Source organism: Caballeronia sp. LjRoot34, assembly GCF_964253815.1.
In the GTDB taxonomy this organism is placed as follows: Bacteria; Pseudomonadota; Gammaproteobacteria; order Burkholderiales; family Burkholderiaceae; genus Caballeronia.
The window spans coordinates 1993881-2020045 of sequence record NZ_CAXUSB020000001.1 but is presented as its reverse complement, the minus strand read 5'-3'; the positions used below and the strand labels follow the sequence as shown (position 1 = coordinate 2020045).

The window sequence follows — 26165 nt, the reverse complement described above, 5'->3', positions numbered from 1 at the left end:
GGGTGGGCGGTTCTGGGGGTAGTGGGCGGGGTCAATGCCGGGTTGGTCGGTTCTGGGGTTAGCGGTCGGGGTCTATGCCGGGTTGGTGCTTTCGGCCGTGGTGGTCTGCGAGAGTCGGATATTCTCTTTATCACTATTAGCCACTGTGCGTGGCGGCACGTCATTTCTTTGTCCAAAGGTAACTAGTCAGCCGCTAAAGGCGAAGGGACGTGGCCAGCGAAGCTAAGAGCGAGCGCGGCCATGAGTGGGCGGCGTTGTTTGCGCAGGGTAGCCAGATACGATCGGATGGTGCAAAACGCCTGAAGTCCGCTCGCTGTGCGGAAGCATCCCGAGACTTTTTGTTTGAGCTTGGGCATGCGGATATCGCGTTCGGCCTGGTTATTGTCGAACGGCACGCGATGGTCGGCCACGAAACGCCACACTTGCGCGGTATGACGCTCCAGGCGCCCCAGCAGATTGTAGGCTTCGCTTTGTTTGATTCTGCCGCGCACATCTTCACGCGTGGGGTCGCGCGCTTGCTGCGGGTTGAGCTTGCGGCCTTCTCTGATCAGGGCGCGGCTGCGTCGCCGATAGTAGTTGGTGCGCGTGCGGCTCAAGCCCGTACGGCCGCAGGCAATGCTGTCATCGACCTCGCGCTTGGCCTGGCGCAGCAGCTTGAGCATGTGTTCGGCCCAGGGCTGCTGGGTCGACTCCCACACCCCGATCAACTCGCGCAGATGATGCGCATTGCATAACGCATGCTCGCACTCATAGTAGGAGTAAGGCACCCAGCCATCGTGCACTGCGATCCCGGTAAATGAGGGTAGGATACCGAAACTGTCCAGTGCTTCGCGCCCACGCGTGCGGTGCGAGCCATACCACGTCAGCGCCAGGGTCGAGGCCGTGTGCAGCCAGTGCAGGGTACGTCCCACGCGCATGCCGGTTTCATCGAAATGCACGACCGGCGCGCTTTGCAGCGCTTGCCCAATGAGTTCAACGGCCGGACTCAACATCCGTGCCGCTTGCGTGATGCAGTTTTGCACCGTGCCCGAACTCATGCTCAGGCCAAACAGGTCGCGCAACGCCTGCGAGGTACGCTCCAGGGGCAACTGCTGATATTGCGTCAGATAGACCGCCGCCGCCTGGATCTGGCTGCCGTACTGCACCGCCTGGCTTACGCCTTTGGGAAACTCGGCCCGATGTAATTGGCCGCAGCCGCATTGCGCCCGCTCCACGCGATGGGCTGTCACCTCAAACCGGATCACCGGCAAATCGATGACCTGGCGCTCTTCGGCCAGCACTGAAATGCGATCGGGCATGATTTCTTTCCCGCAGTTATCACATACCCGACTCACGCGATGAATCTCAACGTGATCTGGCTGCGCCACGCGTTTGAGTGTCTTGCCCTCATGACCTGGCTGAGCGCCTGGCGCGGCTCCGCTCACCGTGCGCTGCGACTTGGGTTTGGGTTTGCGCTTCAAGCCATCCGAGGACGGTGGCTTGCTTGAGTTGTGGCTGTCCTTCTCCAGCTTCGCTTCAATCTCATTCAGACGTCTCACCAACTCAATGATGAGTGCGTCCTTCTGCTCGTCCGTTAGATTTTTAAGGTTAGGCACTAATGTCATCTCCGAATCATGCCGAGCTTCGCAGCAGTTTACAAGTGCTGACTAGTTACCTTTGGACAAAGAAATGACGTGCCGCCACGCACAGTGGCTAATAGTGATAAAGAGAAAATCCGACTCAGGCAGACCACTAACACTGAAAGCAGCAACCCGGCATTGACCCCGACCACTAACACCGAAAACACCGCCCCCTGCCCATCGAGCGCCAGCAGCCCTATCCCTCCGGTGCGAACGAACCCAAATCCAACATAAACCTCTCATTGCGCCCGGGTGATCGCATCGAAGGTATCCCTCCGCGGTTCCATCTTGTGCGCGCACCACGCCGACAGCAATGCCGACAACACCACATACACGCACACGGCCCACGGCTTGCCGCCGTTCAGCCGCAGAAGCGCGGTTGCAATGATCGGCGTAAGGCCGCTAGCGAAGATTCCCGAAAACTGATACACGAACGAGATGCCTGTGTAGCGGACTTCAGCATCGAACAACTCGGCGAACAACGCAGCTTCCGGACCGTAGACCATTGCATAGAAAATACCGAACGGGATCACGATCGCGAGCCACACGATCATGGTATTGCCCGCCTGATTCTCCATCAGCCAGAACGCCGGCAGCACCGAGAGCCCGCAAATTATCGAGCCCCATCGGTACACGCGCGTACGGCCCATCAGATCCGACATCTTGCCGAACAACGGAATAAAAAAGCACATAACAATAGCGGCCATCATGACGCCCGTGAGCGCTTCGGTCCGGCTCATCGCGAGATGCTGCGTGAGATAACCAATCATGAACACGGCAAAGATGTTGAAGAAAACGCCGTCAATCCAGCGTGCTCCCATACCAAGCAGCACGGAACGGCGATACCGCGTGATCATGTCGATGAACGGAACCTTCACGTCGCGCCGGGTGCGCTTGAGCGCCAGGAACTCGGGTGTCTCCATGACTTTGACGCGGATATAAAGCCCAATCACCACCAGCCCGAGCGACATGGCGAACGCGAGGCGCCAGCCCCACGAGAGAAACGCGCTCTCGGGCAGCAACTTCGAGATCGCTGCAACCACGCCCGACGCGAGACACAAGCCGATCGACAAACCAATCTGCGGCAAGCTCGCGTAAAGTCCACGTCGATTAGGCGGCGCATATTCATAAGCCATCAGCACAGCCCCGCCCCACTCTCCACCAAGCCCGATGCCCTGCAGCACGCGCAACGCCAGCAGCAGGATCGGCGCCCAGATGCCTATCTGCGCGTACGTCGGCACGAAGGCCACGCCCGCGGTCGAGATCCCCATGATGACGAGCGTGCAGATGAGCGCGGATTTGCGTCCGACCTTGTCGCCGAAATGGCCGAAGATAATGCCGCCGAGCGGCCGGGTAACGAAGCCGACAGCGAACGTGCCGTAGGCAAGCATGGTGGAAACAAGCGGATCGTGCGCCGGAAAATACAGCTTGTTGAACACGATGCCTGCCACCACGCCGTACAGGAAAAAGTCGTACCACTCGACGGTGGCCCCGATGACGCTCGCGAATGCAACGCGGCGGATAACCTTGTTATCGACTGCCATTCTGTCTTCTCCGATGGATGGTCGAGCGGCGACCTCAGCGTGTCGCCCGACGCAATGCCCCAAAACCTGTCTCCTCCGGGGCACGAATTACCCGGTATGCATGCTGTGTTATCAACTTCGTGTTCAGTGATGCGGCCCGGGCTCTTTTGTGCTTCTTGATACAACTTCGAATCACACCATTCAATGCGGCGCAAGAACCTCTTCGCGAGGCGCTGCCGTGGATCGGTCATCGGCCCGCGCATCGGCAAGAATCATGTCCGATGCCTTTTCGGCGACCATCACGATCGGCACGTTGGTGTTGCCCGAAACGAGCGTCGGCATGATCGAACAGTCGACCACCCGCAACCCCCGCGTGCCGTAGACGCGCAGGCGCTCATCGACCACGGCAAGCGGGTCGCTCGCCACGCCCATCTTGGCCGTCCCCGACGGATGAAAAATCGTCTGACCGTATTCGCGGCAAAACTGCAGCAGTTCGTCGTCGGTCTGCGCATCGGCGCCGGGACGCACTTCGCGTTTCATCAGCGATGCCATCGGCTCCGCGGCGGCAATCCGGCGCGCGAAACGCACGCCCGCAACCGTCGTTCGCCGGTCGAGATCCGTCGAGAGATAGTTCGGCTGCATCGACGGTGCGTCGCGCATGTCGTTCGTGCGAATGCGCAAGACGCCGCGAGACTCAGGCCGCAACTGGCAAATTGAATACGTGCAGCCGGGAAACGAGTGGACGTCGCCGCCGGCGGAATCAGCGGAGAGCGTTGAAAAATGGAACTGGATGTCGGGCGTCTTCGCCTCGTCGGGCAGCGCACGGCAGAACAAGCCGCCCTGGTTGATGCCGACGGCAAGCGGCCCTTCGCGAAACAGCGCCCATTGCAGGCCCATCTTCGCGCGGCCTTGCCAGGAATTCAACAGGTTGTTGGTCGAGATCGGCCGCGAGACTTCATAGATCAGGCGCACTTGCAGATGATCCTGAAGATTCTCGCCGACACCCGGCCGGTTCGCGACCACGGGTATGCCGAAGTCGCCGAGCAGCTTCGCCGGACCCACGCCCGAGACCTGCAGCAATTGCGGTGATTGAAGCGCACCGGCCGCAAGCAACACCTCGCGGTTCGCGCGCACCTCTTGCATCTGTCCATGCTGCACGTAGCGAATACCGGCGGCACGCGTGCCTTCGAAGATGATCTTCGACGCGAGCGCATCGGTTTCCACGTGCAGGTTCGGACGCCGGCGTGCGGGCTTCAGATAGGCCACCGCGGTCGAACAACGCCAGCCCTTTCGCGTCGTCAGTTGATAGTAGCCAACTCCTTCCTGATCGCCGCTATTGAAATCTTCGACGGTACGCACGCCGATCTTGTTCGATGCAGCAATGAACGCGTCCACGAGTTCATGACGCTGCTTGATCGTGGAGGCCCAGAGCGGTCCATCCACGCCGCGAGTCCGCGATGCCCCGAGCTCGTTGTGTTCGAGCCGCCGGAAGTACGGCAGGCACTCTTGCCAGCTCCAGCCCCGGTTTCCCAGCGCACTCCAGTGGTCGTAATCATCCTTCTGGCCGCGCACGTAGATCAGCCCGTTGATCGAACTGCTGCCCCCGAGCGTGCGTCCACGCGGCCAGTACAACTGACGATCATTCATGTTCGGATCCGGGTCAGTCTTGAAGCCCCAGTTGTAGACCGGATGGAACATGGTCTTGCCGTAGCCGATGGGAATATGAATCCACAGATACCGGTCAGGCGGACCGGCTTCAAGCAGGCACACCGAGTAGCGGCCGTTTTCCGAGAGGCGGTTGGCGAGGACACAGCCGGCCGATCCGGCGCCGACGATGACGTAGTCAAAACTCCGTGCCATTACTGAAGCCTCCTTTGTTTTCGTTCTTTAGATTTTTCGGTACGTTTCGTTGAAATTTATTGATTGTTCGTTCCGCCTTCAAGTAAATCCGGCTACGATCGATGAAACCGGTCCAAAAAGAACCTTTTTGTTCCACTTTCAGGGCTGCGTTCGGACGTTTATTCGGGTTCTCCCGAACCCGATTACTCGCGTTGAACACCGATCAGCCTTAATCAGAGGGTGCCAATGAAAGACACCGCGAGCCCCGCGTCAAATGCTGCTTCACGTGGCGCGTTAATGACGGCTTCAATGACGTCTTCAAACGCCGCCTCCCATGCTGCCCTGCAACAGGAACAGACCCCCGAGGACACCCGCGTTCTGCGCGCACTCATCGTCGTCGAGCACCTTGCTGCAGCCGGACAGCCGTTCTCACTATCGCAACTGTCTGCACGCCTGCATATCCCGAAGGCGACCTTGACGCGGATGATCGAATCGCTGGAAGCACTCGGCTATGTCACACACATATCGGATTCGCGCGGCGCGGACCGTGGCATAACGCTCGGTCCGCGCGCCACCCAACTCGCGCTGACCATGCTCGCGAACAGCACGTTTACCCGCTCCTGCCGCGCGTTGCTACGCGGACTTGTCGATGTGCTTGGAGAGAGCTGCAACCTGACGGTGCTCGACGGCGACGCCGTGCTCTACGTCGAACGCGTGGAGACAAATGAACCCCTGCGCCTGCACATGCAACCCGGCATGCGCGTGCCGTTGCATTGCACGGCGAGCGGCAAGCTGTTCCTGTCGCAGATGGCGCCTGCCGAACGCGGCCGCATCCTGGCCCGGATGCAACTCAAGCCGCACACGTATCGCACGTTCACCGACGCGACCCTGCTCGGTGCGGAACTTGACCGGCTGGCTTCACGGGGTCTTGGTATCGACAACGAGGAATTCGTACGAGGGATGGTGGCGGTCGCCGTGCCTGTGCGCAAACCCGGCGGCAGCGGCGTGCTGGCTTCGCTGGCCGTGCATGCGCCAACCGCACGGGCAAGCCTCGACGACCTGCTCAAGAACGTGCCGAAGCTCAAGGAGACTGCCGCGCGCCTCGCCCCCCTGCTTCACGCGGACGCCACGCCGCAACGGTAGCGGCGTGACTGTGGAGCGCAGGCTTTCCCGGCTATTGCTGAGCCTCGGGCCGAATGGGGCGGTATCGAAAACTGGAATGGCGCTGGTCTGGAATTTCGCCCCGAAATCAAGTTGGGTCACCTGTAGGGCGTTTCTGTACAATCGTTATCATCTATTTTTCGGAACGGTTGCGATGACCACTGCTGATACACCGACATTGCGTGCCTTCGCGCTGCTTGAGCATCTCGTCAATGCGGAAGGTCCCGTGTCGCTGGCTGACATTGCGCAGGATGTCGATTTGCCGAAGCCCTCGCTGCACCGCATGCTGGCGTCGCTCGAAGCAGGCGGCCTCGTGATCCGGGAACCGGGCCACAAGAACGCGTATGTGATCGGCCCGCGCCTTGCTCAACTCGGCCTCGGCGTAGTCATGCACTCAGGCGCACGGCGTCTGCGGCACGCCATTCTCGGGCGGCTGGTGGCGGACCTTGGGGAAACCTGCAACCTCACAATGCTGCACGAAACCGAAGTGCTTTATCTGGACCGCATGGAAGCGCCATGGCCCCTGCGGCTCGATCTCAAACCCGGGTCGAAGGTGCCGGCGTATTGCACTGCCAGCGGCAAGTTGCTGCTGGCCATGATGTTGAACCGTGAGCAGCGTTCGGCGCTCGTGCGCGCGCTCAAGATCGAACGCTTCACGCCCAATACCATCACTGACCCCGAAATGCTCGAAGCCGAACTCGACCGCACCGCGCATAAGCGCATTGGCATCGACAACGAGGAATTTCTCGCGGGCATAGCGTGCGTCGCGGTGCCGGTGGTGAACAAGGACGGCATGAGCATTGCCGCCATCGCCGTGCATGCGCCGGTTTCTCGCGCGCCGCTATCTCGATCGCTCGAATTCGTGCCGCGCCTGCAGGAAGCGGCGCGGGAACTGGCGAGCACGTTCTAGGCGGCCCGTCGATACAACGGCACACCCGAGGCCGCCGCGCGAGCGACAGGCCCGCCTGAGCCGCGTAGGGCATGCCATTGCCGCCCATCGGCGCGCTCAGGCAGTCTGTTTCGGACGTTCCTTGCGAAACGCGCGTTTTACCGCAATCAGGCCGTCGCGGAACTCGAAGAGATCGCAGCCTTCGGCCTCAATCCGCCAGCCCTCCGCATGCGTGCCGGTAAAGACCCATTCCGATACCCCCCGGCCACCCGCCACATAGTGTCGCCCGTGTCCCCAGTGGGCATCGGGAAAAGTCTTGAAGACGGCTTCAAAGGCCGCTCGCACGGCCGCACGGCCTTTGAAACGAGTGCCGTGGATATCGTTTCCACCGGCGGCATCGAAGACGCAGTCTTCAGTCATGAAACCCATCAACGCATTGGCGTCGTGACGATTGAAAGCGTCGGACAAGGCCGCAAGCGTGGCGGCCGTCACTTCGGATTTCACTTCGGATGTCGCGGTGAGCGAGTCGGTCATACGTGTCTCCTGTCAGATAACCGGCGTTGCCGCACGCCGTTCTGCAATGGCGGCGGCAAGTTTCATCGACACGTTAAATAACTCTCACGCCCCGCGGTAGTTCCAGTCGAGCCCATTCGCTTGGGCCAGGGTCCGCCCAGGCGCTCATGCCTGCGGACGTTGCGCGCGCACGAGCTCCGCCAGCGCGCGCACGCCGGGTTCGATCTTTTCGAGCTTGATCGCCGAAAAGCCCATGCGAAAGCATTGGCGCTGCTCCAGCCCCTCCATGAAAAACACGCTGCCCAGTTCGATCAGGATGCCGTGCGCCTCGGCTTCAGCCGCGAGACGCGTCGCGTCAAGCCACGGCGGCCCTTCAACCCAGCACGAGGAGCCGCCGGTAATCCGCGCGTGCCGGACTTCCGGCAGATGGATATCGAGCGCGGCCTTGAGCACTTCTGCACGCTCCTTGTAGGCGAAGGCGAGCCGGCGCAGCAACGCATCGTGATGACCGAGCGCGAGAAAGGTCGCGAACGCGCGCTGAATGTACGCCGCGGGATGCCGCACCATCAACCGCCGCAATGCGCGCAACTCGCGAATCAGGTCACGCGGACCCACCACATAACCCAGTCGCAAGCCCGGGGCGAAGCTCTTCGACAAGCTGCCCACATACAGCACGCGGTCTGCGGTATCGAGGCTCTTCAGCGCCGGATGCGGTGCGCCGGAAAAATTATTCTCGCTCTCGTAGTCGTCCTCGATCACGACGAAGTCATGCTTCTGCGCCAGTTCGAGCAACGCGTGCCGGCGGTCGAGCGGCAGAGTCGCCGTGGTTGGGCACTGATGGCTCGGCGTCACGTACACGTAGTCGCATCGCGCAAGCAGATGGGCATCGGCAACCGGACGCACGCCGCCTTCATCGACCGGCAGCGGCAACAGCGGCGCGTTGCGATTCAGGAAAATATTGCGTGCATCCGGATAGCCGGGGTTCTCGAAACCGATCGTCGTGCGCTCGTTCGCCAACAGGTCGGCGATCAGATAGAGCGCCTGCTGCGCGCCCATCGTGACGACAATTTCATCGGGCATCGCGAAGACCCCACGACGCGGCAGCACGCGTGTACGGATCTGCTGGATCAGCGTGTCGTCGTCGCGTTCGATCAGGTCCGGCGCCCAGTTGCGGATCTCCATGACGGACAGCGCCTTCATGCAGCACTCACGCCAGTCGCTCGTCGGAAAGAGCGTCTGGTCGAACTGGCCGTAGATAAAAGGAAACTCGTAGTTCTGCCAACTCGCCTGCTTGACGATATTGCGCTGCAGGGACGGCAAGCGCGCAATGCGCTGGGTCCAGTCGGGGCGCCCGACCGCCTCGTTCGCCGCGACGGTTTGCGTCGGGACAAAGCCGTGCCGGCCTTCCAGCATGGCCGGATTGACGAAGTGCCCGCTGCGCTCCCGGGAAAGCAGGTATCCCTCCTCCACCAACTGCTGGTAAGCGAGCACAACCGTATTACGGGCCACGCTCAACTGATCGGCCAGTTCGCGACTCGACGGCAACGCGGTATCGACGGACATCTGCCCGTCGAGAATGGCGGCCACCAGCATCTGCCGAATCTGCCCTTGCAGGCTGATATTGGATTCAGCCGAACGCTGGAACCGCTGCGACCACATTGCCGACGACATCCGGCTAGCCATATTTTCTCCCAGATTGATTAATGCGATTGCACCCGGCGAGTTTGCACGATGACCGCCGCCATTGGCCTCTCCGGGCGGACCTCGCTGCATCGACCGGCTCCGGTGAATGTGGACTCAACGATCGGCGGCGTCTGGTACTAACTCGCCCTATTTTTAGTTGACGATACTCGATTCGACCGTGTTCCCGCGATCGGGACAAGCCCCGGTCGCATCCGACAAGACTTGCGTGCCATGCACGCTGCCCGCCAGGAGATCCGCCATGCAACACGATAAACGATCAAAACTTTCGCGGCGATGGTTCGACCGCCCGATGCATCACGTCATTGCCGCTGCCACCGTGCTGGCGACGTTCGTCACCATCGTGGTGCAACCCGCGCACGCCGACGACAAGGACAAGGAAGTCACCATCGCGTACCAGCAGATCGTCGATCCCTGGGTCGTGGCGATCGCCAACGGGTCCATCGAAAAGGAGACGGGCTACAAGATCAACTGGCGGCAATTCGAGTCCGGCGCCAAGGTGGCAACGGCGATGGCTTCAGGCGATGTGAAGGTAGGCGTCATCGGGTCGAGCCCGCTTGCGGCCGCCGTGAGCCAGGGCGTCGATCTGCAGCTTTTCTGGATCCTCGACAACATCAACCAGGCCGAAGCAATGGTCGTACGCAATGGCTCCGGCGTGACGAAGCCAGCCGACCTGAAGGGCAAGACGATCGGCGTCCCGTTCGTTTCAACCACTCACTATCACACGATGTTCGCGCTGCAACACTGGGGCATCAACCCGTCGGATGTGAAGATCCTCAACATGCAGCCGAACCAGATCGTCGCGGCGTGGGAACGGGGCGATATCGACGCGGCGTGTGTGTGGAATCCGGCACTCGCCGAGCTGAAGAAAAGCGGCAAGGTGCTGATCACGTCGGGGGACCTGTCGAAGCTCGGCAAACCGACGTTCGACGGTATCGCGGTCGATCGCAAATGGGGCGAGGAGCATAAGGACTTCATGGCAAAACTGGTGAAGGCAATCGCTGATGCCGACGATCAATATCGCCGCAATACCGCGCAGTGGAATGCGGGTTCACCGCAGGCAGCGGCCATTGCGAAGATGATCGGCGGCACGCCCGGCGAAGTGCCCGAATCGCTCTCGCTGTATGCATTCCCCTCACTTGCCGACCAGGTGTCCGCGCAGTGGCTCGGTGGCGGCAATTCGGGTCGCGCGACGCTCGCGCTGAAGGACACGTCGACGTTCCTCAAGGACCAGAAGCGCATTGATGCAGTTGCTTCCGATTACTCGAGCTTTGTCACGCCCGAGTATGCGCAAGCCGCAATGAAGCTCAAGTGAACAACGCGATGGTCGTCGACCAGGGGGATCTATGGAAAGCATGAAGATCACGAACGTCAGCGTGACGTTCCCGGGACGCCGTGCGGGCGAAAGCGTGCACGCGCTCGACAACATCAACCTGAAGATCGATTCAGGTGATCTGGTTGTCGCGCTGGGCGCGTCGGGTTGCGGCAAGACGACCTTGCTGTCGCTGATGGCAGGGTTCATCGCGCCGACAACCGGAGAGCTGCTGCTCGGGGGTGAACCTATTGCCGGGCCGGGAGCCGATCGCGGCGTGGTGTTCCAGAAGCACGCATTGCTGCCGTGGCTGAACGTGATCGATAACGCGGAATTCGGGCTGAAGCTGCAGGGGGTTGCGAAGGCCAAACGTCGCGAGATTGCCGTGCGAAACCTTGCACTCGTCGGGCTGCAGGACTTCCACAAACATATGATCTATCAGTTGTCCGGAGGAATGCAGCAGCGTGTAGGTATTGCACGCGCCCTGACCTGCGATCCCGCCATGCTGCTGATGGATGAACCCATGGCCGCACTCGATGCGCTCACCCGCGAAACCATCCAGGAGCTATTGCTCGACGTCTGGAAGAAGACCAACAAGATGTTCTTCTTCATCACCCATAGCGTGGAGGAAGCGCTCTTTCTCGCCAGCCGCCTGATCGTGATGTCGCCCCGGCCGGGGCGTATCACGCATACCTATGAGCTCGACTTCAACCGGCGGTTTCTCGACACCCGCGACGCACGGGCTGTCAAATCGAGCCCTGACTTCATCGACATGCGCGAGCGCATACTCAGCATTATCTACGGCGACGAAAAATCTCACGGCGCGGCAGCGGAGGTGGCTCATGTCTAGTTCGAAATCGATTGACGCGTTTCCTCACCGCGACGTTTCCATGAGATCCGACACCTCAGCCGAACCGCCGCAACGGCCACGCCGCCGTACGCGTGTTCTCGCCAAAAAGCCCGTCAAGCCCGGCGACTCGTTTGGCGTGCCCGGACAAGGCAGCAGCCTTGCCGCGAGCATGTTCAGCGTCCTCGTCCTGTTCGGCGTGTGGTTCGCGGTGACGAACCTTCATTTGATCAAGCCGCTCTTCCTGCCTTCGCCGCAGGCCGTTTATGCAAAATTCATCCTGGTGGCAACCGACGGCTTCGCCAACTCGACGCTCGCGCAACATACCGGAATCAGCCTCTTGCGTGTGTTCGGCGCCTTTGCGCTGGCGTGCCTGACCGCCATACCCGTGGGTGTGATGATGGGCGTGTCACGGATTGCGCGTGGCCTGTTTGATCCTCCGATCGAATTTTATCGTCCGTTGCCGCCGCTTGCCTACTTGCCGCTCATCATCATCTGGTTCGGCATTGGCGAGTTCTCGAAGGTGTTCCTGATCTACCTCGCAATCTTCGCGCCCCTTGCCATCGCCGCGCGTGCCGGTGTGCGTTCGGTATCGATCGAGCAGATTCACGCTGCTTACTCGATGGGTGCATCGCGCACGCAAGTGGTCCTCTACGTGATTCTCAAATCCGCGATGCCCGAGATATTCACGGGCATGCGCATTGGTATTGGCGTGGGCTGGACCACGCTGGTCGCAGCCGAGATGGTGGCCTCCACAAGCGGACTTGGCTTCATGGTGCTCAATGCCGCCGAGTTTCTCGCAAGCGATGTGGTCATCATGGGCATTATCGTGATCGGATTTTTCGCGCTGTGCTTCGACATGCTGATGCGTTATGTGGAGCGCGTGCTCGTGCCCTGGAAGGGCAAGGTTTAGTGCTTGAACATGCCGTAGCTCGCGAGAGGCGGCATGTGGACTTAGTGATTTACCTGCACTGGCCCTACTCACCCCTGATTTTGGCTTGCAATACTGGAGGCTCTCGCGGCAAAAGCGACTCATCTGCGGATTACTCGCAGCTCATTCGAGGGTCCGAATCCTGTAGAAGTCCGCCCGAAGATCGCAACACACGGAGACGACCATGCTCAAGCTTTTCATCGGGATCGGTATTCCCTATATAGGCGTCATCGGCCTGCTGCCGTGGGTGGCGTCGGTCGACCGGACCGTGCTGGGCGTCCCGTTCATCTACGCCTGGATCTTTGGATGGTTCGTCCTGACGTCGGGCTGCCTGATGCTCTGCTGGCGCCTGTTCGACTGCCATTTCGACGATGCACATCCCGACAACAACTGAAGGAGGATGACGGATGGCTACCGCCGTATTTCTAGGCTTCATCGCCTTTTCGCTCTACCTGGCGATCCGTTCGAAATCGGGCCGCGGCCCGCAAAGCGTGCACGACTTTTTTGTTGCATCGCGGCAGTTCGGCGCATACCTCGTGTTCTTTCTCGCAGCGGGTGAAATCTACAGCATCGGCACGATGGTCGGCTTTCCCGGCGGTATTTATGCGAAGGGACCGACCTACGGTGTCTGGTTCCTGGGCTACATCCTGCTGGCGTATCCGGTAGGCTATTTTCTCGGACCGAAAATCTGGCAAGCTGGCAAACGCTATAACGCGATCACCCTGCCCGACCTGTTCAAGGGCCATTTCCAGAGCCGTACGCTCGAACTCGTCGTGGCCGCGTCCGCCATTCTGTTCTTGCTGCCGTGGGGCCAATTGCAGTTCACCGGGCTGGTGGCCGCGCTCAAGGGGCTTGGCTGGAATTTCCAGCCGTTCTATCTGATCCTGATATCGGCCATGCTCGCGTTCACTTACATCGCGATTGCGGGCGTGCGGGCGTCGGCTTATATTGCAGTACTTAAAGATATTCTCATGGTTGCCGCCATTGTTATCACCGGGGTCGCGGTCTCGGCGGAAGTGGGCGTCACCGAAGTATTCCACGCGGCGAGCCTGCACGTCAGCAACCGGATGGATGCGCATCAGTTAACGTTCTCAATGAGCACCATGTTGTTCCAGTCGCTCGGCTTCTATGTAATGCCGTTTGCGGTGCAGAATTTCTTCACGGCGAAGAGCGCGAACACGATCCGGCGCACGCAGGTCGCCATGCCGCTCTACATGCTGATGTATCCGTTCCTCGTGGTCGCCTCCTACTATGCGATCAGCCAGAACCTGCATCTTGCTTCGCCCAATGAGGCGTTCTTTGCAGCCGCGATCCGTTTGCTGCCGGGTTGGTTATTGGGTCTCGTTGCCGCCGGCGCATCGCTTTCCGGACTTCTCGTGCTGGCGGGTATCTGCCTTTCCATTGGACCGATCGTCACGCGCAATCTGCTGCCGAACATGCCCGAGAACAAGCAGAAGGCAAGTGCGAAGGTGGTGATAGTCATCTACCTGATAGTGTCGATCGTGATGACCCTGCTGACGCCGAACCTCATGCTCACGCTCATCAACACCACGTACTACGGCGTCACCCAGTTCTTCCCCGGCGTCATCGCGATTCTGTTCGGCCTTCGCGTGCGGCCGGCCGCAATTGCGGCCGGCATGCTCACCGGGCAAATCCTGGCTATCGTCCTGTATGTCTTGCAGGTTGATCTGGACGGCTTGAATCTGGGCCTTGGTTGCCTTGCCGTGAATGTTGCCGTCCTCGCAGTGGTACATCTGGCGATGAAGCGGCCTCACGTGCATGCTCTGTCTTGACTGCTGAATCACCTAGCGAGCGTTTATGAACAACGCATCAAAAAGTCCCATCCAGGTTCTTGTCGCAAAGAGAATCCTTACAATGAACCCGGCGCAACCACACGCCACTCATGTCGCCATTCGTGATGGCAGGATCCTGTCGGTTGGGAATAGCGATGACGTGAAACAGTGGGGCGATGCGGAGATCGTCAATACATTCAAAGACAAAGTGCTGATGCCAGGTTTGGTGGAGGGTCATTGCCACCTGATGGAAGGCGCGATGTGGGACGCGGTTTATGTCGGCTATCACGATCGTCACGGCCCCGATGGCGTTCGTCGTCCCGGGTTGCAAACGCTCGACGCCGTGATCGACCGACTCAAGGCGGCCCACGATCTGATGACAGACCAGCAGGCTCCTTTGCTCGCCTGGGGTTTTGATCCGATCTTCTTCGGCACGACGCGCTTGTCAGTCAAGGAACTCGATACCGTCTGCACCGGGCGGCCCATTGTCGTACTCCATGCCAGCGTGCATCTGATGAACGTCAATTCTGCGATGCTGGCGCTCGCGGGCATTGACAGCGAGACGGACATCGACGGAATCGGCAAGGATGCCGATGACAAGCCGACCGGCGAACTGCAGGAATTCGCCGCCATGTTCCCCGTGTACCGGTTGATCGGTGGCGGCCTTTCCATTGCGGCCAGCGAGAAGAAAGAAGCCATCTGGAATTTCGGCCGGGTCGCTCAACTGGCTGGCGTCACGACCGCGACCGACCTGGTGAACGACTTCTCTGAACGAGGTAATCAGAACCTGAGAGACATAACAAACGACCCGGCCTACCCGCTCAGAATCGTTCCCGCATTTGCGCCGCAACGCTGCCCCGAAGGCGGCCCGCAGCGCGTCCTGTCGGCTATCGGCGACAACACGGACAAGCTGCACTTTGGACCGGTCAAATTCATTGTCGACGGGTCTATTCAAGGCTTCACCGCGCGCCTCAAATGGCCGGGATATCTGAACGGCAAGCCCAATGGATTGTGGTTGATTCCGCCAAGCCAGTTTGTCGATGTATTCGCGCCGTTCCATGAAGCCGGGCTGCAACTGCATATTCATACCAACGGCGACGAGGCCACCGAACTGGTCCTCGATGCGCTCGAAAAGATTCTCGACCGCCACCCTCGTCACGATCATCGACATACGCTGCAGCACTGCCAGATGGCCGACGCAAGCCAGCTCGCACGCGCGGCAAAACTGGGCCTGTGCATCAATTTCTTCTCCAACCATCTCTACTACTGGGGCGATGCGCACTACGAGCAAACCATGGGCGCCGATCGCGCGAACCGCATGGACGCCGCGGAATCCGCGCGGCGCCTGGGTATACCGTTCGCCTTTCATTCCGATGCTCCCATCACGCCATTGAATCCGTTGTTCACGGCATGGTGTGCGTCGCAACGCGAGACCTCTTCGGGGCGAGTTCTGGGTGCAAGCGAGCGTGTCCCGGTGGCGGACGCGTTGCGGGCAATCACGCTGGGTGCCGCCTACACCCTCAAGATGGACCATCTTGTCGGCAGTATCGAGGTGGGCAAGTTCGCCGACTTCGCCGTACTGGAGGATGATCCGAGTGAGGTCGCGCCCGAGCGGTTGAAGAATCTGCAAGTGTGGGGAACCGTGCTCGGTGGCCGCATCTTCCAGGGACCGGCAGGATGACAGCGAGCGGCGTCCGGGGGCCGATTCCGCTGATTGTCGTCGGCGGCTATCTGGGTGCGGGCAAGACGACGCTGCTCAATCATGTGCTCGCGAATGCGGGGCAGCGCCGCATTACCGTGCTCGTCAACGACTTTGGTGCGATCAATATCGACGCTGCGCTGATTAAGGCGCGCACCGACGACGTCATCAACCTGGAGAACGGCTGCGTCTGCTGTTCGATTGGCGGCCGACTCGTCGACGCGTTGCTTGCGATCAGCAACCGGCCCGATCCGCCCGACTTTCTGATTATCGAGGCAAGCGGGGTGTCGGACCCGGTGCGCATCGCGCAAATTGGGCTGCTCGATCGCGCGTACCGGCTATATGGAATTGTCGTTGCGGTGGATTTGGCATCCATCACGCAGACACTGCTCGACCCGTATGTAGGTGATATTGCACGGCAACAGATCGCTGGGGCGACGGCAATACTCCTGACCAAAACAGACTTGATCGATGAGCAGAATAAAGCGGCTATCGTGGCCCAACTGGCGACGATAGCCCATACCGCGATCATGCTGGAAACGACAAATGGCGCGGTTCCCCTGGAACTATTCTTCGATCACAACGTCACGGGCCAGCTTCGCGCCGGCTGGCCGCGCTCGATGACTAGTCCAAACCCGAAGCTGCCGGTGGACTTCTGCAGCTTTCTGTTTCGTACCGAAGCTCGCTTCGATCGCAAGAAGCTCAAGGACGCGCTGCGAAGCTTCTCCGGCCGACTGTTGCGAGCGAAAGGCCTGATCCTGCTGGACGGTGAAGCGGCGACACAAGAACTTCATGTGGCGGGTGGCCGTATCCTTATCACGCAATTTCCCGGCGAAGTTGTCACGGAGTCCGTCATTGTTCTTATCGGCCTATTCGACAATAAAACGAAACAGGCTACGCTCGACGCGCTTGTTGCAGCAACATCGACGGCACGCCACCGCTAGAGACTGCCACCAAACGACATCGGCGGATCAGTCGGATCGCGAGCTATATTTGCCATGCTTCCAAGCCAGGCGCGCGTAAGTGATCACGCGCCTTGTTCAGGGCTTCTCGTCGCGCCTGAAATACAACTGATAAAGCATCCGTTGACCTATCCGGCGGAACGGCGCGAACGGGTGACTAGGTAACTGCGACGTGAAAATCGGCAGCGTCTGTTTGCCTCCCTTCCCCGCTATCTGTTCAGCCAGTCGCCGCCCCGCCTGCTGCGAATACGACACGCCATTGCCACCATAACCTAGAGCGTAATAGACCGATTGCTTCGGATCAGGCTGACAGATGCGCGGCATCATGTCGTGAGCGACATCGACCCAGCCCCACCACGAGTAATCGATAGCAACGCCGCGCAACGCGGGAAACTTGCGAACCATGCCTTCCACGAGCAAATCGTAGTGTCGGGAATTCGGTGCATCGGCGCCTGTGATTGCGCTGCGGCTGCCGATCTGCAACCGGTTATCCGGCAGGAAGCGGTAATAGAAACGCAGGGTGCGCGTGTCAGTGAGCACCTGTGTCGTGCGAAAGTTGCATGCTGCAATTTCCTGCTGCGTGAGCGGACGCGTCACCATCGAATTGGACAGGATCGGCATGACACGGCTCGTCAGCGACGGGTGAAGGTCGGGCGCCGTATAAGCACCCGTCGCAATGCCCACCGAACGGGCCCGCACAATGCCGCCCGGCGTACGGAGATGATGGACCCCGTTGATGGTTTCCCACCCGATCACCGGACTCGATAGATGCACCCGCGCTCCCGCCTCGCGGGCAAGCCGCAAGTAGCCGAACGCGAGCTTCAACGCATGAATGCCGATCCCCTCGGGTTCATGAAGCGCGCCGGCCGCTTCGGCATCGTTCACATACTCACGACGAAACGTTTCCTGATCAAGCAACTCGGACGGGTAGCCGAACACGTTCTTCCATACCTTCGCCTCGGCGGCGAGCTTTTCCATCATGCGCGGGCGATGCGCGATCAGGAAGTGACCGCCCGGCTGCGGATCGCAATCGATTTCGGCCACCAGCGACTTGAAATTCTGGAAACCTTCCAGGATCTCGTCGTGCATTTTCAGCGCGACGTCTTTGCCCCATCGTTCGATCCATTGTGAGCGTGACAGACGCCCGGAAGCGTTCTGGCCTTGGCCACCGTTGCGGCTACTGCAACCCCAACTCGTCCTGTTGGCTTCGAGGACCACTGCCTTGATGCCATGTTCGCGCGCGAGACATAGCGCCGTGGCGAGGCCTGTGTAGCCCCCGCCGATGATCGCCACGTCCACGTCGATGTCCTGGGTGACCGGGCCGTCGTCGGGCGGCGGCGCACCGGCAGTTGCGACCCAGTATGTCGGTGCGTATTGCTTGCCGTGACCGGGACCGGGAGAAACCAGCGGGTCGTATGTCTGATCGTATTGCGTAGCGCTGGTTCGTTCAACAGACACGCTCGGCGCAACCCGTTCGACTGCACTGTGCTCCATGCGACACTCCTCGTCGGGATCAAAAGTTCTGCTTGGGGACGTTCATTGAGGAACGCACGTTGGAAGGCCATCAGCTCATGGCGAAACTCGAAACGTTTGGATCCTTCTGCTTCGATGCGTCCGCCATAGGGACGTCTTCCTGTCTTCGACAAACTTGATGACGTCGTCGTCACCGGCGATTCACTTGTGAAGATTGTAGAAAGACCACGCAGCCGACGGTAGGTCCAGTCAGTTGCTTTCGTTTGGTGCAAGCAGAGGGATGGTTCAGGAGGATGTGCCGCGGCTAGCGGCGGCTAGCGGTTGTCGATCCGGCTTGCGATTAGCGCAGAACGAATGGGCTAGTGATTTCTTGGGGCTCACCTCAACCACGTTAATATGCTCTAGGACTTCTATCAGGATACGGTCGGCGGCCCTTAAGCCGTTGCATACGGCAAGCGGACAGCACACATAAACGGATGACGTGATTATCAGCCGGGCGCGTGCGATGGAAGCTAGCCGGCCGGCACGCAGGGAGCATTAGGATGCCGTGACGTCTAAGTGCGTGGGCGCAAAAAAACTCGTTAATATTGTCCCCGACTTGCCAAATCTGACGGCTCGAACAAGACTCACCGGAAAATTATTACGGCACTGAAAAAACGAGGTGGAGTGACGGCCTTCGAACTCGCCGGAAATCATGCCGGTCGACATGCCGCCTTCGAGCCCATACTTCGCTGAAAGCACACCGACGACATAAAGACCAAAGCTCGCGAGACGACGGCCGACCGAATAGCAAAATCCTGAGCCACTGGTTCGAACGCGCGTCGCAAACGACTCACCGAACCCTGCGCCGAATAGGTCAACGTTCCGGCCGCACTCGCCGGACCCATGGAGACTGCTCTCATGGTCTCTCCTCATTTTTGTGTGAAACCCGCCGCGACTGGCACGCAAACATGCAGCGTGTGTCGTCGCGGCACAGCGGCCGACCACTTCATCGATGCGCAGGCCGGGACACTGGCGGTCTCACGTTCCTCGACTTCATCGCCTAAATGCCCGCCCATCTGGGCGAGTTGTCAACGCGGATCAGACGCGCGTTGCGGTTCTTGTTGCATCACGGGCTGCGGCACGAGCGGGGCGAACCTCATGCATGGATTGAAGCGCTTTCGTTGCGCTCGCGTCATTTCAGGCGGTATCGGATGAAATGAACGCCTCCCCCGCTGCTCGTTCAGACTACTTCGTCGTCAATGACTCAGCCCTATCCACACGCGAGGCGTGGCACTCCCACTTGTCTTCATTCAGTCCTGCTTGCCTTGCGCGGCTTGACAAGCGTTTCCAGTGCATCAGCGGTAACGTCCCTGAAAAGCGCCGCGTTGCCATAGGCCCGCGCCGCCAGCATCGCGCCATAGACCAGCGACACGAGCTTGCTGGCCTCAATCTGCACCGATGCACTCAGTTTGAACTGCCTGGCTTTCACACCAGACTCAAGTACGTGTTCGAGCCACGTAGCCAGGTTCTCGAAGTGCCCCCTGACTGCTTGCGCCACTTCGTCGGGCAAGGCCGGCATTTCCGCGCCCAGCATGCCGGCTACGCAGAACGGCGCGCTGTCGTCCGCAATGCAGCGTTCCCAGTAACCGATATACGCGCGCAACTGCGCGACGGCGTCGGCGCCACTCGCCTGCAGTGAAGCCATGTCGGCGTCGAACGTTTCGCGCGATTGTTGCACCACGGCGATCGCCAGGTCCGCCTTGGTCGGAAAGTGGTGATGAATGCTTGCCTTGCGAATATCGATGGCGTCGGCAACGTCGGAATAGCTAAACCCGCTGTAGCCGCGACGCATGATGAGTTGACGCCCCGCCTCGACAATTCTTCCCGCTGTCACTTCACCCGTTGCTGTCATGCTTGCCCTACCATCTAGTCGGTCGAATTAAATAAGCTTACCCGCAAGCGATGAACATGTCTGTTGCAAAAATCGCACTTGTTGCTTAACCATCCAACTAGTAGGATGACTGTACCGACTGACGAACAGCCGTCGATCCTTTCCTTACCTAACTTTTTGGAGCATGAAATGAAAACAGCCTCGCGTTTTACCCGCATCGCCGCCGCACTGGCCTTGTCCTTCGCCGCCCTGGGTTCGCACGCCGCGACTGCCGCCCCCGCCGCGCCGGTCAAGAATATCGTGCTGGTTCATGGTTTCTTCGCAGATGGCTCGGGCTGGCAGGCGGTGTCGAAAATCCTGACGCGCGACGGCTACAAGGTATCCGTCGTACAAGAACCGGAAACCTCGTTCGCGGATGACGTCAAGGCAACCACGCGCGTGGTGGATGCACAGGACGGGCCGAGCATCCTCGTCGGTCACAGCTATGGCGGTGCGGTGGTCACCGAGGCCGGTAACGACGCGAAGGTCGCGGGCCTCGTTTATGTGGCCGCATTCCAGCCCGATGCCGGCGAAAGCCCCCTGGACCTGACCAAAAAGACGCCTCCTGCAACCAAGGCGATCAAGGCGACGGCGGACGGCTATCTGTATCTCGATCAGAGCATGTTCCACGCCGACTTTGCCGCCGACGTGCCGGCGGCCGAAGCGCAGTTCATGGCGCTCTCGCAGGTGATGCCGGCGGCCCAGTCGTTTGGCGTGCCCATCTCCAGCCCGGCGTGGAAAACGAAGCCGAGCTGGGCAGTTGTCGCAACGGCGGACCGCGCAATCAATCCCGACCTCGAACGCTTCATGACGAAGCGCGCAGGGAGCAAGACGGTCGAGATCAACTCGAGCCACGTTGCCTATATGTCGCATCCCGTCGAGGTCGCGAAGCTGATCGAACAGGCAGCAGCCGGTTCCGCACGATGATTGGGCAGAAGCGGTCGGGACGTTTTCATACGTCGCCGATCCGCTTTCGCCGTTGCGGACCGACGCGGCCACGGCGGCCACTTACGAGGAGTCGTGTTGAAAGAGTCACCCTATGCGGATGGCCGGGCAACCTGGAATACATCGATCGAGCAGGCTCGCTGCTGTCCGTGTACACCTTTTGCGAAAGACTACTCATCGCCCTGCTGCCGGAACAATTTGCGAGGCGCAGCAGCGAAAGCGCGCCGCTCAATCGCCCTCGATATCTCTCAGCGTCTCCAGCAAGTCACAGAGGCGATAGCCAATTTCAATGCTCAAATTCCGCATCATTTTCGCGTCAAGGCCCGGCATCGTCGTGCGCAAATGTGCAAGCGCGTCAGGCGATAACTCCAGCAAGACAGCGGGCGTATCGGCCACAAGCTTTAACAGGCGCTGCCGCTCCAGCATCAACGGTATTTCGCCGAGCGCCATGCCGGCCCGGTAACTGGCAGCACGCAACGCCTTGCCGTCCTTTTCCCAGAGAGCACTCAGCCGGCCTCGCGTCAGCAGTAACAAACCACCACGCGCGTCCTCGCGTCCGAGCACGACATCGCCGGCGGCAAATGTCCTGCGTGTCGTCAGGCTAATCAGCAGCGCCCGCTCGTCATCGTTCATGTCCTGAGTCACCGGAAAGGCCGCCAGGTCCATCTCCTGATCGCTCTCCTGATCGCTTTCCTGCGCGGCCAACTTGTCGAGCAGTTCGTCTTCAGCCTGCGATAGCGCGACGTCCGTGCTTTCAAATACGCGCAATTCGGCTTCCGGCTTCGTCAGCCCCCATTCCGCCAAAAACTTCCGCCGGCGCCCACCGGCGAGAAGCGGTGCGAAAAACAGGCGCCTGCCGGACCTGACCAGCAGTTCATCGAGTCGCTTCAACATCAATACGCCGCTACTGTCGAAATGGCTGATGCGTTTCAGGTCGAGCAACACCCAGTCGCTGCCGGATAATTCATCGCCAACCACGCGCTCGACTCTCTCCGCCGAGCCGAAGAAAAGCGGACCGTCAAGTTCAACGACAGCGATCCGGCGACCATGCTGGCCAAGCGCTTCAAGCGAAGCACGCGAGCGCCGCGTTCTGGAGCGAAGCTGCGTGGCGTGGTGTATGCGGCGAATCATCTGGGCATTCGAGCGATAGATGAACGCGATCAACGCAGCAGCGAAACCCACACCCAACGCAACCAGTACGCTGGTGAAGACGACCAGCACGGTAACGACAAACACCATCGCCAGGTTAAGAAAAATCTCCCAGCGGGTCGAAGAATGGCCGCCATAACCCACGGCGAGCAGTAATTGATGCGTCCACTTGTCCATCGCCTCCGCGCTGGTCACGATCACAACGCCGGCCATGACCGAGAGTGGAATCTGGCCGACCACCCGGTTCAACCCATAGGACAGCGCCAGCAGCACACATGCGTACGCGAAGTTGGCCACGCCGGTACGTCCTCCGCTTGCATGGACGATGCGGGTAATGTTGGGCGATCCGCCGCTCGGCGCACCGCCGAACAAAGCCGACGCGATGTTGGAGACGCCTTGCACGACCAGTTCGCGATTGCTGTTGTGGCGCGCCCCGAAGAGTTGTTCGGTGCTTGAGATGCTCAGCAGGGACTGGATTGACGACACGAGGGCAATCGTGATGCCGGTTGCCAGTATCACCGCGGCGTGATTGCGAAAGCCGGCGGATCTGATGAAGTTCAGGATGTCCGTAATGCGCAAGATCAGCGGTACGCCGGGCGGTAGCGTTCCGATCGTGGCGCCCAGGTCATCGTTGGGAACAAGCCGCAAGCACAGCATCTGAAGTGCGGTCCCGGCAAAGAGACCGATCAATGCGGCTGGAACAGGCCCGCTTCTCTTTTTCGCGAGGATAACGAATGCACCGGACACGAGGGCGAATCCCAAAGCCCACCAGTTGACCGGCACCGTGCCGTTGAACGCCCGCAGCAGTTCTTGCGGCCCATCGATATCCAGGGCGCGGGGTAACTGATTCAGGATGATCTGGATCGCAAACCCATTGATGAAGCCCGCGAGCACCGGATACGGAACAAACTTGACGAGCAGGCCTAGGCGGGAGGCGCCCAGAATCGTCTGAACGATGCCGGAAACCAGCAACGCGGTGCACGCTACCAGGATGAGCGCGCCGCCCTCACTGGCATTTGCGGCGGCAAACGATGGGTCCGTCGCCACGCTTGCGATCAAGCCCGACAAAATGGCAGCATGCGTGGTTTTCGGTGAATTCATGTGCAACGGCGTCTTGCCCAGCAGCGCCGTGACGATGGCCGCCACCACCGCCGCGACAAAGGCAGCCGATATGCCCGCCGTCACCCAGGCCGGGCCCATGCTTTCGTACAGCACGGCGCCACAACTGAGGATGATGGGAACGACGGTCAACGCGCCCGCAAGGGCGCCGGTAGCGTCGCGGGCTATCGATCGGAGACGTGCTGATTTCATATTCGCCGCCCCTCTTGGCCATTTGAAGCCGTTTTACGCCTGTTCGAACCGCTGCTCTGCGCTCGTTGAGCGCAATCCAATACCAAATGGCGCAAGACCGTGCAATCTTCCGCCGACTCCGATTCCGTATGCTGACCGTGCTGCGTCTCACCATCGCTCGCATACCAGGGCGGGGCCCGGCATGACCGTTGTCCATACCGTGCTCACGAGCATCAGCTTTGTCACTATGTCTTTAGATCGCTGCTCTCTTTTAACGTCGGAGAAAAACGTATGGCCGATTACAAAACCACCACTCTCGTCGCCGGTGCATTCGCCGCCGCCCTTGCCGCATTGACGGCCACCTCTGCGAGTGCACAGGAGTTCACCGCGGCACAAAAGAAGATTCAGGCCGAGCATACGGCGCTCGTCAAGTCGGGCAAAGTCGAGCCCTGTTTCGGCACGGCCCTGAAGGGGCAAAACGACTGTTATGCAGGTGCAGGCACCACCTGCGCAGGGACGAGCGCGACTGACTATCAGGGCAACGCATTCAAGCTGGTGCCCAAAGGAACCTGCACAACCATCTCCACGCCAAGTGGGCCCGGAAGCCTGTCTCCCAAGGCCTAAGATCGATCAGGGGCCGGGCGCCGTCGAGCCCGGCCCCGCAGATCTAACCGCAACAACGGCCGGCTATGTCAGAGTCACACCCTCTTGATGCCCAACGACGGCTGCCTCAGCGCGCCGGGGTTGGACTTAAAGCCGAACATTACCGCACGATTCTCGAATCGCGGCCGGACGTCGGTTTCTTCGAGGTTCATGCAGAAAATTATATGGGCGCAGGCGGCCCTCCGCACCGCTTTTTGTCGGCCATACGCGAGTCCTATCCGCTATCGGTTCATGGTGTCGGCTTGTCCATTGGTGCAGACCGTCCTCTCGACCGGAATCACCTGCAACGCCTGAAAGAACTCGTCGCTCGCTATGCACCGGGGTTGTTTTCCGAGCACCTTGCCTGGTCCAGCCACGACTGCGGCTTTCTCAACGACCTGCTGCCGGTTCCGTACACCACACAGAGCCTGGCACGCGTCGTGGACCACATCGACGAGGTGCAAGAAGCCCTCGGCCGGCAGATGTTGCTGGAAAATCCTTCCACCTATCTGGCCTTTGAGGAAAGCACGTACTCGGAGACCGACTTCATTACGGCCGTCGTGCAACGAACGGGATGCGGTCTTTTGCTCGACGTTAATAACGTGTACGTTGCATCGATCAATCAGCAGTGGGACCCTTTTGTATATATCGATGATTACCCGCTCGCGGCCGTGCAAGAGATTCATCTGGCCGGCCACGCACAGGAGACAGACGAAAAAAATCGTCCGCTGCTTATTGATACCCACGACCGTCACGTCGCCGACATCGTGTGGGACCTCTTCGCACGAGTGATCCAAGGGACCGGTCCGGTTTCCACATTGATTGAATGGGACGCGAACATACCCGAGTGGTCAACGCTCAAGGCGGAAGCCGAGCGAGCTGACGCCGTCATTGAGGCAGCCACCCAAGCGGCAGGTGTCGACCACGCATACAGGCGGCCGTCCTTCATCACCCAACACCCCATCACAGAGGGACAGACAACATGATCAAGCGGCAAGTCCTTGTCTATTACGCGTGGAGCCGGCCAGGCGAGAACGGCGCGCCTCTCCATGTGATCGAAGATCGGTTTCCGGCGCTCTTCGAAAGTCGCAGGATGGGTTTCCCGAGATTCAATGAATTCTCAAACCCGCATCAGTTTGACCAGAGCATTGCCGGTTTCCTCGACCACATCATGAAGCGCAACTTCACCGCCTTCGTCGATCTGGCGGCAACGCTGACTGGTCAGAGCGTCAGGGAGATCGAACGTGTCACGGACGACGGGACGCTCACACCGCTCGATGCGCGCCTTCTGAGCGGCGTCGACACGCTCATCGTCATCAGTTTCGATTCGCTTAGAACAGCTCAGACAGCGGGAAGCGCGGAAATAGAAGCGGTCCGCACGTTCCTTGGACACAGCGACCATCTCGCCTTCATCTGTCCGCATCACGACATTGGCGATGTAACGGACCTGCCGGAAGGCGAGCATCTGCAACGTCAGATTGCAGAATTCCAGCATCACGGCGACAAGACGATTCCGCCGCGGCAACAGTTCGGCGGCCTGGCGCGCTCGCTCCTCGCGGGTCTCGGCGTAGCGGTGGAAAATCGCTTTGGACTCAGGCCAGCGCCCGAAGCAGACGGTTCCCCGGCGCCAATTGAGGCCGATACAACGCTTGATCGATTAGGTCTGCTTGAGAGAGTCAGCACGTTCAATCTGCATCCGCATCTGCCGCAACTGGAGCGTCTCGGCGATGCCGTCGACAAACTCGACGTTCTGGCCCGTCAGCGGATCGACCCTACCGCCCCGCCGCATCCCTTTACGCGTGAGCGAACGACATTCGATGCCCTCCTGCAGTCTCGGCCAGAAACGTTCAACGGTAGTCTGCTCGTTAGCGATGCCACACTCTGGAGTTCAACTGCCGGTGGCGTCGACAATCTTCGCGAGTTGTGGACGAATGTCGTTCAACGCCCGCTTCGGTCGTGAGAGCG

Annotated in this window: 21 protein-coding genes; 13 read left to right on the top strand and 8 right to left on the bottom strand. The window is 60.0% G+C overall.

Translation table 11 applies throughout. The annotated features are described in order from the left end of the window. Nucleotides 1-182 precede the first annotated feature (182 nt). The 3 genes from tnpC to ACSQ36_RS09080 form a co-directional block, all read right to left on the bottom strand. Nucleotides 183-1595 carry an IS66 family transposase gene (tnpC, locus tag ACSQ36_RS09090; RefSeq protein ID WP_436181669.1) on the bottom strand — a complete coding sequence of 471 codons (1413 nt, stop codon included), beginning with the start codon at nucleotides 1593-1595 and terminating at the stop codon, nucleotides 183-185. 263 nt (nucleotides 1596-1858) lie between these two features. Further along, on the bottom strand, nucleotides 1859-3163 hold the full coding sequence (locus ACSQ36_RS09085; RefSeq protein ID WP_436181668.1) for an MFS transporter: 1305 nt from the start codon (nucleotides 3161-3163) through the stop codon (nucleotides 1859-1861). A 180-nt stretch (nucleotides 3164-3343) separates the two neighbouring features. Next, complete coding sequence (locus ACSQ36_RS09080; protein ID WP_436181667.1) at nucleotides 3344-5002, bottom strand: GMC family oxidoreductase; 1659 nt, start codon at nucleotides 5000-5002, stop codon at nucleotides 3344-3346. A gap of 288 nt (nucleotides 5003-5290) precedes the next feature. Here ACSQ36_RS09080 and ACSQ36_RS09075 point away from each other — a divergent pair, with 288 nt between their 5' ends. Together ACSQ36_RS09075 and ACSQ36_RS09070 are read left to right on the top strand one after the other, a co-directional pair. Continuing rightward, nucleotides 5291-6124, top strand: coding sequence for an IclR family transcriptional regulator (locus ACSQ36_RS09075; RefSeq protein WP_436181666.1), 834 nt, complete (start codon nucleotides 5291-5293; stop codon nucleotides 6122-6124). Between the two features lie 172 nt (nucleotides 6125-6296). After that, the gene (locus tag ACSQ36_RS09070) at nucleotides 6297-7052 is read left to right on the top strand and encodes an IclR family transcriptional regulator (RefSeq protein WP_213763938.1); all 756 of its coding nucleotides are present in this window, start codon (nucleotides 6297-6299) and stop codon (nucleotides 7050-7052) included. 96 nt (nucleotides 7053-7148) lie between these two features. Here ACSQ36_RS09070 and ACSQ36_RS09065 read toward each other — a convergent pair whose 3' ends face one another. Together ACSQ36_RS09065 and ACSQ36_RS09060 are read right to left on the bottom strand one after the other, a co-directional pair. Next, complete coding sequence (locus ACSQ36_RS09065; RefSeq protein WP_436181665.1) at nucleotides 7149-7565, bottom strand: nuclear transport factor 2 family protein; 417 nt, start codon at nucleotides 7563-7565, stop codon at nucleotides 7149-7151. Nucleotides 7566-7709: 144 nt separating this feature from the next. Next, nucleotides 7710-9227, bottom strand: coding sequence for a PLP-dependent aminotransferase family protein (locus tag ACSQ36_RS09060; protein ID WP_436183136.1), 1518 nt, complete (start codon nucleotides 9225-9227; stop codon nucleotides 7710-7712). A gap of 310 nt (nucleotides 9228-9537) precedes the next feature. On the opposite strand from ACSQ36_RS09060, the gene tauA reads away from it, so the two are divergent. The 7 genes from tauA to ACSQ36_RS09025 all read left to right on the top strand — a co-directional run bounded on the left by tauA (nucleotide 9538) and on the right by ACSQ36_RS09025 (nucleotide 16771). Then, entirely contained in the window at nucleotides 9538-10560 is a 1023-nt protein-coding gene (gene tauA, locus ACSQ36_RS09055) for a taurine ABC transporter substrate-binding protein (protein ID WP_436183135.1), read from the top strand. A 31-nt stretch (nucleotides 10561-10591) separates the two neighbouring features. Further along, nucleotides 10592-11407: a taurine ABC transporter ATP-binding protein gene (locus ACSQ36_RS09050; RefSeq protein WP_213763941.1), complete on the top strand. Its 816-nt coding sequence runs from the start codon at nucleotides 10592-10594 to the stop codon at nucleotides 11405-11407. After that, entirely contained in the window at nucleotides 11400-12317 is a 918-nt protein-coding gene (locus ACSQ36_RS09045) for an ABC transporter permease subunit (RefSeq protein WP_436181664.1), read from the top strand. Before ACSQ36_RS09050 ends, ACSQ36_RS09045 begins: the two co-directional genes overlap by 8 nt. Before the next feature lie 202 nt (nucleotides 12318-12519). Then, complete coding sequence (locus ACSQ36_RS09040) at nucleotides 12520-12729, top strand: DUF3311 domain-containing protein (RefSeq protein ID WP_436181663.1); 210 nt, start codon at nucleotides 12520-12522, stop codon at nucleotides 12727-12729. Between the two features lie 13 nt (nucleotides 12730-12742). Beyond that, nucleotides 12743-14128: a sodium:solute symporter family protein gene (locus ACSQ36_RS09035; protein ID WP_436181662.1), complete on the top strand. Its 1386-nt coding sequence runs from the start codon at nucleotides 12743-12745 to the stop codon at nucleotides 14126-14128. Nucleotides 14129-14153: 25 nt separating this feature from the next. Further along, complete coding sequence (locus tag ACSQ36_RS09030; protein WP_436181661.1) at nucleotides 14154-15809, top strand: amidohydrolase; 1656 nt, start codon at nucleotides 14154-14156, stop codon at nucleotides 15807-15809. Continuing rightward, nucleotides 15806-16771: a CobW family GTP-binding protein gene (locus ACSQ36_RS09025; protein ID WP_436181660.1), complete on the top strand. Its 966-nt coding sequence runs from the start codon at nucleotides 15806-15808 to the stop codon at nucleotides 16769-16771. Before ACSQ36_RS09030 ends, ACSQ36_RS09025 begins: the two co-directional genes overlap by 4 nt. Before the next feature lie 96 nt (nucleotides 16772-16867). Here ACSQ36_RS09025 and ACSQ36_RS09020 read toward each other — a convergent pair whose 3' ends face one another. Further along, the gene (locus ACSQ36_RS09020; protein ID WP_436181659.1) at nucleotides 16868-18283 is read right to left on the bottom strand and encodes an NAD(P)/FAD-dependent oxidoreductase; all 1416 of its coding nucleotides are present in this window, start codon (nucleotides 18281-18283) and stop codon (nucleotides 16868-16870) included. Between the two features lie 1267 nt (nucleotides 18284-19550). After that, nucleotides 19551-20156 carry a TetR/AcrR family transcriptional regulator gene (locus ACSQ36_RS09015; protein ID WP_436181658.1) on the bottom strand — a complete coding sequence of 202 codons (606 nt, stop codon included), beginning with the start codon at nucleotides 20154-20156 and terminating at the stop codon, nucleotides 19551-19553. Between the two features lie 168 nt (nucleotides 20157-20324). Here ACSQ36_RS09015 and ACSQ36_RS09010 point away from each other — a divergent pair, with 168 nt between their 5' ends. Further along, on the top strand, nucleotides 20325-21101 hold the full coding sequence (locus ACSQ36_RS09010) for an alpha/beta hydrolase (RefSeq protein ID WP_436181657.1): 777 nt from the start codon (nucleotides 20325-20327) through the stop codon (nucleotides 21099-21101). A gap of 246 nt (nucleotides 21102-21347) precedes the next feature. Here the strand turns inward: ACSQ36_RS09010 and ACSQ36_RS09005 are convergent, their stop codons facing one another. Beyond that, nucleotides 21348-23579, bottom strand: a complete 2232-nt coding sequence (locus ACSQ36_RS09005) for a SulP family inorganic anion transporter (protein ID WP_436181656.1) — start codon at nucleotides 23577-23579, stop codon at nucleotides 21348-21350. Nucleotides 23580-23849: 270 nt separating this feature from the next. Between ACSQ36_RS09005 and ACSQ36_RS09000 the strand changes: the two genes are divergently transcribed. The 3 genes from ACSQ36_RS09000 to ACSQ36_RS08990 all read left to right on the top strand — a co-directional run bounded on the left by ACSQ36_RS09000 (nucleotide 23850) and on the right by ACSQ36_RS08990 (nucleotide 26160). Continuing rightward, nucleotides 23850-24182 (top strand): BufA1 family periplasmic bufferin-type metallophore, encoded by a 333-nt coding sequence (locus tag ACSQ36_RS09000; RefSeq protein ID WP_436181655.1) that lies wholly within the window; start codon nucleotides 23850-23852, stop codon nucleotides 24180-24182. Nucleotides 24183-24247: 65 nt separating this feature from the next. Continuing rightward, nucleotides 24248-25186: an MNIO family bufferin maturase gene (gene bufB, locus ACSQ36_RS08995; protein ID WP_436181654.1), complete on the top strand. Its 939-nt coding sequence runs from the start codon at nucleotides 24248-24250 to the stop codon at nucleotides 25184-25186. Further along, nucleotides 25183-26160, top strand: a complete 978-nt coding sequence (locus ACSQ36_RS08990; RefSeq protein WP_436181653.1) for a hypothetical protein — start codon at nucleotides 25183-25185, stop codon at nucleotides 26158-26160. Before bufB ends, ACSQ36_RS08990 begins: the two co-directional genes overlap by 4 nt. The last annotated feature ends 5 nt before the right edge of the window (nucleotides 26161-26165 follow it).